Raw genomic sequence first — 8967 nt, forward strand, 5'->3', positions numbered from 1 at the left:
ACCGGTTTTAGAGAAGCCGGAAAAAATTGCTTGGGAATAATTGAGTTCATTCTTTCTCCAGTTCCGGCAGCAACGATCAGCGCTATGAACAAACAATATCACCTCATAGTCCAGGATAATGAACTTCTCTATTTTACATTTTTCCTCTCGGTTTGGCAAAAATCATCCTCCCTGCTGGAGTTTGTAAAACGCTGGTGACAATAGTATCAATTACAACATTGATGTATTTTTTCCCGCCTTCAACCACTACCATGGTTCCATCGTCAAGATACCCCACTCCTTGATCGGATTCTTTCCCCTCTCGAATGATTTGTACTCTCAGTTCCTCTCCAGGCAATACATAGGGCTTTAATGAGTTGGCGAGCTCATTGATATTAAGAACTTCAACTCCTTCTAACTCAGCAATTTTATTCAAATTATAATCATTGGTTATGACTTTGGCTCCCATTACTTTGGCCATCTTGATTAACTTGGCATCAACATCCCGTATCTCGATAAAATCTCTCTCTACAATACGAATATTAACCTTTTTTTCTTTTCTCATTTTATTTAAAATATCCAAACCTCGCCGACCTCGACTTCTTTTCAAGGGATCTTGAGAATCGGCAACCTGCTGCAATTCTTTTAAAACAAATCGAGGGATGATCATGTCACCTTCAACAAAACCAGTTTTACAAATATCTGCAATTCGTCCATCGACAATCGAACTGGTATCCAATATCTTAGCTATATTGTTTTGCCCCCGTAAAAGTTTCATTTTGGGAATTCCGGTGAAAATCATAATAATATCTTCTTTGCGAATTATTGCTAAAGCCAAACCAATAATCCCACAGCCTAAAGTCACCAATAAAGGCAGAGTAGTAATTTTAATATAAAGAAAGGAAAGGGGGTAAGTTAAAAGAGCTCCGATCACTAAACCAACTATCAATCCCCCTAAAGCAACTAAAATATCAATAGCCGACAAGCGATTTATTGCCAGAGACAACTTATTCCACTTCTCAAGGAAAAAAAATCCGGCATATTTCTGGATAAAATAGGTAATAATACTAAAAGTACCGGTTATGAGAATAATTACAAGCCAAGAATAACTATTTAGTGAAGTTTGTAGGGATCGGGATATTAAAGTACTCAGGATAAAGACAATAATAATCGAAACGATAAACCCCCACTTACCACCACTCGTCATGTCATATCTCCTCCTAACAGAATGGATAATAAGTTCAATATTGGTATTTCAATATTAGAGTAGTTCCCTCCTTTCTGTCATAAGTTAAAAGAAAAAAAATATCTTGCGGTTATAATTGCCCTTTTTAAAACCGCTTTTCGATAAAGATTAAATTAGGATTTGAATTCACTTTTATAGTTTTATGAAAATAATTATAACACTCCAACCATGCTATCCAAAATACTCCTTTTCTTGGCTCTGCTTCCAAAAATTTCAAACTCGATCATATTTTATTTTACTGGACTAAATCTTCTTTTTGCACTGCCTCATAAAGGGTTTGATAGCCAATAATTTTCAAGCCTTTTAACTTTTTCTTGGCACTACTCTGGAGATGATATTGAGAGGTCACCACCCGGCTAATTCCCATTCTGGCTGCTTCTTGAATTCTTCCTTCAAAAAAGTGGACCGGGCGAATTTCTCCTCCTAATCCAACCTCCCCTAAATATATAGTGTTTTTATTAAGGCTCTTCTCTAAACGTGAAGAAATAAGACTAAAACAGATAGCTAAATCAGGAGTAGTCTCGGTGACCTTCATTCCTCCAGCCATGTTGAGATAAATATCTTGCTGACCAAAACGAATACGTACTCGCTTCTCAATTACTGCTACCAAAAGATGAAGGCGATTGACATCAAAACCAACGCTCACTCTCCGTGGGTAATCCAGGTAAGATTGATTGACTAACGTCTGAACTTCAAGAAGTAATGCTCTTCTTCCTTCGGCAAGAACCGTACGGGCGGTACTACTATTTTCGATATCTTTTTCCACCAAAAAAAATTTTGAAGGATCGACTAACTCGACTAATCCCTCTTCCTTCATCTCCAATAAACCAACTTCTTGAGTCGAGCCAAATCGGTTTTTTACACTTCGTAAAACTCGAAGTTGATGATGGGCTTCGCCATCTAAATAAAGAACTACATCAACTAAATGCTCAAGGGTTCTTGGCCCGGCAACGATGCCCTCCTTAGTCACATGGCCAACCAAAAAAATAGCAATATTTTTCTTTTTAGAAATATCCATAAATCGGGAACTCAAATCACGGATGAGAGAAATATTCCCAGGCATGGCATCTAATTCATCCAAAGATAAATTCTGTATGGAATCGATAATAATCAGAGAGGGAGCAAGATTCTCTATACTTGACTCAATATCGTTATAACTATCGGTTGAATGAAGCCATAGATTGGGATTTGGTTTAAAACCAAAACGCTGTATTCTGATAAAAAGCTGATGGAGTGATTCTTCAGTACTGATATAGAGGACTTTTTTTCCTTGAAGGGCAATTCCAGCAGCAATTGCTAAAAGCAAAGTGGATTTCCCAATCCCCGGGTCCCCACTCAAAAGAGAAAGAGATCCCTCAACAATGCCACCACCCAAGACCCGATCAACTTCATTTAGACTGGTACCAATACGCCGATCAACTTCATAATTTTGATTGAAAAGGTCCTGGAAAGAGAGTGGTTGAGTGTTGGGTTTAGACTCATTTTTTTTTGCAGATTTTTGAGGCAAAGAAAAGACTTCTTTAAAAGTATTCCACCCCCCGCATTGAGGACATTTTCCCAACCAGCTGGGGGTGGAATATTCACAAGTTTGACAAACAAACTCCGATTTTTTCACACTAATCCTTTAACGAAAGCTCGAGAGGCAACATTTTATCAAAGCGAAGGATTTCTTCTTCTACTCCGATCAAAATCCGGTCTCCTTCTTTAAATGTACCTTTTAAAATGAGATCCGAAACGGGATCCTCCACCATTCGTTGGATCGCTCTTCTTAAAGGTCGAGCACCAAAGTTTGGATCATATCCTTCTTTGGCAATTTTTGAACGTGCCTCTGGCGTTAATTCAATGGTTATAGATTGTTCAACAAGACGTTTGACGGTTTCCTTCATCATTAAATCAACAATTTTTTCAATTTCTTCATGCTTTAAGGGTTTAAATACGATTAATTCATCAATCCGATTAAGGAATTCAGGAACAAATACTCTCCTTACTTCTTCCATGACTTTTTGCTTAATGTCTTCATAAGTGCAACCTTCATCGGTCGTATTTCCAAAACCAATGGAAACATTGGATGAGATCATCCGAGCTCCTAAATTGGATGTCATGATGATGACGGTATTTTTAAAGTCTACCTGTCTTCCCTGGGCATCGGTCAAACGCCCTTCTTCAAGAATTTGAAGAAGAATGTTAAAAATTTCCGGACTGGCCTTTTCAATTTCGTCAAATAAAATGACTGAGTAAGGATGTCGACGAACTTTTTCCGTCAACTGTCCACCTTCATCATAACCAATATATCCAGGAGGAGAACCAATTAATCGAGATATGGTATGCTTTTCCATGTATTCTGACATGTCAAGGGTGATGAGTGAATCCTCTTTCCCAAAAAGAAACTCTGCCAATGCTTTCCCTAATTCAGTTTTTCCTACTCCCGACGGTCCCAAAAAGATAAATGAACCGATTGGTCGACGGGGGTCTTTAAGACCGGCTCGAGATCTTCGTATCGCCCGAGATACTGCTTTTACTGCTTCGTCCTGACCGATTAATCGTTTATGAATTTCTTCATCCATGTTGACCAGACGTTTCTTCTCTTCAATTGCTAACCGGGAAACCGGTATTCCAGTCCAGTTGGCTACCACTGCTGCTATATCCTCTTCAGTTACCAAAGGTCGCATGGTGTCAATCTGCTGTAGCCATTCATCTTTGTTTTTCCGATATTTTCTCTTTAATTGATCTTCCAGATCTCTCAGAGTTGCAGCCTCTTCGAAATCTTGTTGTTTTACCGACATTTCCTTTTTTATACGGGTTTCTTCAATCTCTTTTTCCATTTGCTTCAAGTCATCTGGTAAAACCGTTGCTCGCAAACGAACCCGGCTACTTGCTTCATCCATTACGTCGATAGCTTTGTCGGGAAGATAACGGTCGCTAATGTAACGCTGAGAAAGGTGAACGGCGGCCTTGAGAGCCTCATCGACTATTTCAACCCGATGGTGGTCTTCATATCGCTCCTTAATTCCTCTCAAAATTTCAATACTATTTTTTACTGACGGCTCATCGACATACACCGGCTGAAAACGTCTTTCTAAAGCTGAATCTTTTTCTATGTATTTTCGATATTCAGTGATGGTTGTAGCTCCAATTGCTTGCAATTCCCCGCGGGCTAAAGCTGGTTTTAGTATATTGGCAGCATCGATGGCTCCTTCAGCAGCACCAGCACCAACTAAGGTATGAACTTCATCAATAAACAATATGACTTCCCTGGTTTGGACGATTTCAGAAATTATTTTCTTAAGCCTTTTTTCGAATTCACCTCGATATTTGGTTCCGGCTACTATTGCGGCTAAGTCGAGGCTAACTACTCTTTTATTTTTTAGAATCTCGTGAACCTCGCCTTTAATAATTTTTTGACCTAATCCTTCAACAATAGCGGTTTTTCCAACGCCTGGTTCACCAATCAAAACCGGATTATTCTTGGTTCGCCGGCTCAAGATTTGAATAACTCTTTCTATTTCTCTCTCTCGGCCAATAACTGGATCTAATTTTCCTTCTTTGGCAAGCTGGGTTAGGTCTCGGCTGAATTCATCCAAAATTGGAGTTTTACTCTCTCTTTTGGATTGACTGGTGGGTGCAAAAGGATCTTGTTGTTGGGAATTTTCATTTAATATTTGATTCAATCTCATTCGGACGGTTTCGATATCAAGCCCGAGTCTCCTGAGTATCTGTGCACCTACTCCATCTCCTTCTCGAAAAACTCCAAGCAGAATATGTTCGGTCCCAACATATTTATGAGATAATCGACGCGTTTCATCCAAAGCCAATTCCAAGACTCTCTTGGCACGCGGTGTAAAAGCTACCTCAGTTGCACCTTGATATTCAGTCCTGTCAACAAAATTTTCTAATTCATTGCGAACTGCTTCAATGCTTATATCGAGACTTTCAAGAATTTTTGCTGCTATTCCTTCTCGTTCTCTTAATAAACCTAAAAGAAGATGTTCAGTCCCTATATAATTGTGCTTGAGGCGCACGGCTTCGTCTTGAGCCAATATAATTACTTTTCTGGCTCTTTCGGTATATCGCTCAAACATCGCAAAGTTCCTCCCCAGAGATAACTCTGAAATAACGCAAAATATTCAAACATTCTTTTTTTAAGCTGTTATCGTTTCCCCAAGTTTTCTGCAATATTTCTCTCACTTCTATTAATTTTAAACCTTTCCGTGGTGAAAATATTCCACATTGCCAGGCTAATGTCCAAATTGAAAGAAAATCAAAAATATCTTTTAAGGAAAAATGACCACTTCGATAAAGCTGTCTTCCTTTCATCATGACTGTTTCTTCGAGTTCCCGGCTTCGGGGTGGGTTATTCTTTAAAGATTCACGAACTTGTTTTTCCCACTTTGATAATGTGCACCCAAACTTTTTTAAATCGTTTATTATCTGCCACTCAGAAACCCCTAAAGAATAAAGGTTGGAAAAATGATAAATATGACCAATAACACCATCTTCTCCACGAAAATTCTTAACTTGTAAATTTTTATCTCTCATCCATTGAATAAAACGGTTCTCACCATAAAGCAAAGATAAAGCCGGAAGATGAATGGTTACTGATAAATCCATACCCGTCCCAACTTTATTGATATGTGAAGTAAGATATCCCCACTCTTCGGAATAGGCGTAATCAATATTTTTTTCAATTAAATTGTCTAACTTATTGACATCTTGGTAAATTCGATTTAAATCTAAGCCCGATGTAATGGAAAAAATTTGGAGATGGTCAAGATAATTGACTAAAATCCCCTTATGACTCGAATAAATCAGATACCGGTTTGCCGGATTTTCAAGAACTTCTCTGGGAATTAAATTCTGATAATAAAACTTCTCAAGAGCATTCTTTGGAATTGTATCCAACTGAACCCACTGGTATTTTTTGGCAGCAAAAATTTTTTGATAGAGATTCTTAATTCTTTGTTTGAGATCTTCAATCCAAATTGACGTTGCTCGGCTGGGAAACGGTATATCTTCAATATTACGAGATAAAGATATCCGAGAAATAACCTTTGACAAATTATCTGGTTTTTGAGAAAAAAAATTTGAAAAAAATATTCTCATCTTAGATATGACTCAAGCTGTTTGAGTCTTCGGACAACACCACTGGCTTGTTCATAATTTTCTTCCTCAAGGCATCTTTGATATATCTGCCTCAGATGGTCGATATCTTTTTTGATTTTTTTTCTTCGAAACAACCGAACAGGTACTTTTCCACGATGTATGATCTCCGGTAGCTTTTCAGTAATTAAATCTCGTATCAGCTCCTGAAAAGTATCATAACAATGAACACATCCTAATAAACCACTTTCTAAAAATTCTTTTGCAGAAGTTAAACAATAGCTACAAGATAAAACAGACGTATTCTCATCAGTTTCTTTTGGCAGGAAAAATTTCTTTAAATGCAATGATTGTTGATTCTGATTTACAACAAAGCTATAAACTGGTACCTTATTAGCGCAAAATTCGCACAAATATAGCTTTTTCTCAATCTTTTCTTCCTTATCCAAGACAAAAAAAACTACACTGGCAATATTATCATTACATAGTTCACACTTCATAATCATACCCAACTTTTAAAACTTGAAGAAGCATTTCCCGAAGGATATTGGATCGCAATATATTTACATCCCGAACCGAAAGAAGTGAATCAAAGTTAAGTCTATTAAAAGTATCAATTATCGCTGCTTTCATTAACGAACCCTCTCTTGAGGTAATGAATCCTTCTCGCTCCAACCACAACAACAAACTTTCTACTTCACTTTCTTTGATATCTTTTTCGGATACTTCGAGAAAATTAACTACCGGTTCCAAGCGATCCATTTGTATCTGTTGTATTTTGACATACCCGCTTCCTCCCCTTCGGCTTTCGACGATAAAGCCTTTAAAAACATTAAAGCGGGTCATTAATACATAATTGATCTGAGAAGGTGCGCAATCAAACTCCTCAGCCACCCTACCTCTTTGGATAGTTACAGTGTTGTTGGGTGATTTTTCAATAAGTCGTATTAAATATTTTTCAATAGAGTCGCAAAGGGAGTACATCTCTACCGACCTCCCATTCTCGGTCTTTTTGGCAGTCACTTCCAGCTCGAATTCTGCCGTCAAAAACGGCCATCGAGTATTTTGACTATTATTGACATTTCCTATTATAGGAATAAACTTCTCGAATGTCAATCAATTTTCGGTCGGAGAATAGGGAAGAAAATAACTTCTCGAATCGAGGATGAATTGGTTAAAAGCATAACCAGTCGATCAATACCAATTCCCATTCCACCGGTAGGCGGCATCCCATATTCAAGTGCTTCTACATAATCTTGATCGATAAGATGGGCTTCAACGTCACCCCTGTCTCTTTTTTTAACTTGATCTAAAAATCTCTTCTTTTGCTCGATAGGATCATTGAGCTCGCTATAGGCATTTCCTAATTCTTCCTTACCAATAAAAAGCTCAAATCGTTCCGCAACTAAAGGATCATTTTTTTTGGCTTTGGCCAACGGTGATATTTCAACCGGATATTCTAAAACAAAAGTCGGATTCACCAGGTGTGGTTGAACAAAAATATCCAGAAATTCGTTAACGTATTTTCCCCGATCCCAGGTCTGATCGCAGTTTAAACCTGCTTTTTTCCCTCGCTGGTACAGTGTTTCAAGGCTATCTTCAAAGATATCTATTCCACCTTCTTTTTGAATTACTTCTCGAAGGTTTAGCCTTCGCCACGGAGGAGTAAAATCAATAGCCATATCCTGATAATTTACCTCATAAGTCCCCAAGATGGAAAATACAATCGATGACAACATTTGTTCGCATAAATTCATCATCGTCTCATAGTTACCATAAGCCTGGTAAAGCTCTAACATGGTAAATTCCGGATTATGACGAACCGATATCCCCTCGTTGCGAAAATTTCGGTTTATTTCGTATACCTTTTCCATACCGCCAACAATTAGACGTTTGAGATAAAGTTCTGGAGCAATCCGAAGGTATAAGTCAATTCCAAGCGCATTGTGAAAAGTTACAAAGGGACGAGCTAACGCTCCTCCTGGAATGAGTTGCATCATCGGAGTTTCAACTTCTAAATAATCTCTTTCATCTAAATATTTTCTGAGCTCACTCAACACTCGAGAACGAGTTTGAAACACTTTTCTGACTTCAGGATTCATAATTAAATCAAGATAACGTTTTCGATATCTCACTTCAACTTCTCTTAATCCATGCCATTTCTCTGGAAGTGGATGCAAGCATTTACTGAGAAGACTAAAATTTTCAACCACAATAGTCAGCTCACCACTATGGGTTTTGAACAATTTCCCTTCTAAACCAATAACGTCCCCTACATCTAGACTTTTAAAAATCCCAAAAGAATCATCACCAATGGTATCTTTCTTAACGTAGATTTGAATTCTTCCCAGTCGATCCTGAACATCAGCGAAAATGGCTTTTCCATGGCGACGAATAGCCATTATTCTACCGGCAATCCGTAAGAGAACATCTTGATCCAGAAATTTTTCCGGATGAGATCGAATGTCTTGAATGGAATGTTTCTCGGGAAAGGGAACTCCATAAGGATCAATACCTAAATTTCTTAATTCCTGTAGTTTTTTGGTTTGTTCTTCAACATTGATTTGGTCCAACTGCTCCCGCGCTTCTTCATTCATGATGAAATGGAATTAACCTCCTTTTTCTTTATATCTATCACTCGATAT

7 protein-coding genes are annotated in these 8967 nt (G+C 38.0%); all 7 read right to left on the bottom strand.

All coding sequences use genetic code 11. The annotated features are described in order from the left end of the window. Positions 1 to 133: 133 nt before the first annotated feature. A complete protein-coding gene (locus PLK24_RS05065) occupies positions 134 to 1186 on the bottom strand; it encodes a PIN/TRAM domain-containing protein (protein ID WP_324476910.1) in 1053 nt (350 codons plus the stop codon). Between the two features lie 274 nt (positions 1187 to 1460). Continuing rightward, positions 1461 to 2840, bottom strand: coding sequence for a DNA repair protein RadA (gene radA, locus PLK24_RS05070; protein WP_324476912.1), 1380 nt, complete (start codon positions 2838 to 2840; stop codon positions 1461 to 1463). Between the two features lies 1 nt (position 2841). Then, positions 2842 to 5304, bottom strand: coding sequence for an ATP-dependent Clp protease ATP-binding subunit (locus PLK24_RS05075; protein WP_324476914.1), 2463 nt, complete (start codon positions 5302 to 5304; stop codon positions 2842 to 2844). Next, on the bottom strand, positions 5297 to 6280 hold the full coding sequence (locus PLK24_RS05080; protein ID WP_324476916.1) for an ATP--guanido phosphotransferase: 984 nt from the start codon (positions 6278 to 6280) through the stop codon (positions 5297 to 5299). Before PLK24_RS05080 ends, PLK24_RS05075 begins: the two co-directional genes overlap by 8 nt. Positions 6281 to 6321: 41 nt before the next feature. Next, on the bottom strand, positions 6322 to 6822 hold the full coding sequence (locus PLK24_RS05085) for a hypothetical protein (RefSeq protein WP_324476918.1): 501 nt from the start codon (positions 6820 to 6822) through the stop codon (positions 6322 to 6324). Further along, the gene (locus PLK24_RS05090; RefSeq protein WP_324476921.1) at positions 6812 to 7438 is read right to left on the bottom strand and encodes a CtsR family transcriptional regulator; all 627 of its coding nucleotides are present in this window, start codon (positions 7436 to 7438) and stop codon (positions 6812 to 6814) included. The genes PLK24_RS05085 and PLK24_RS05090 overlap by 11 nt, the downstream gene beginning before the upstream one ends. Then, entirely contained in the window at positions 7435 to 8919 is a 1485-nt protein-coding gene (lysS, locus tag PLK24_RS05095; RefSeq protein ID WP_324476923.1) for a lysine--tRNA ligase, read from the bottom strand. Before lysS ends, PLK24_RS05090 begins: the two co-directional genes overlap by 4 nt. Positions 8920 to 8967: the final 48 nt, after the last annotated feature.

The sequence above is a fragment of the Atribacter sp. genome, assembly GCF_035418125.1.
Classification (GTDB): domain Bacteria; phylum Atribacterota; class Atribacteria; order Atribacterales; family Atribacteraceae; genus Atribacter; species Atribacter allofermentans.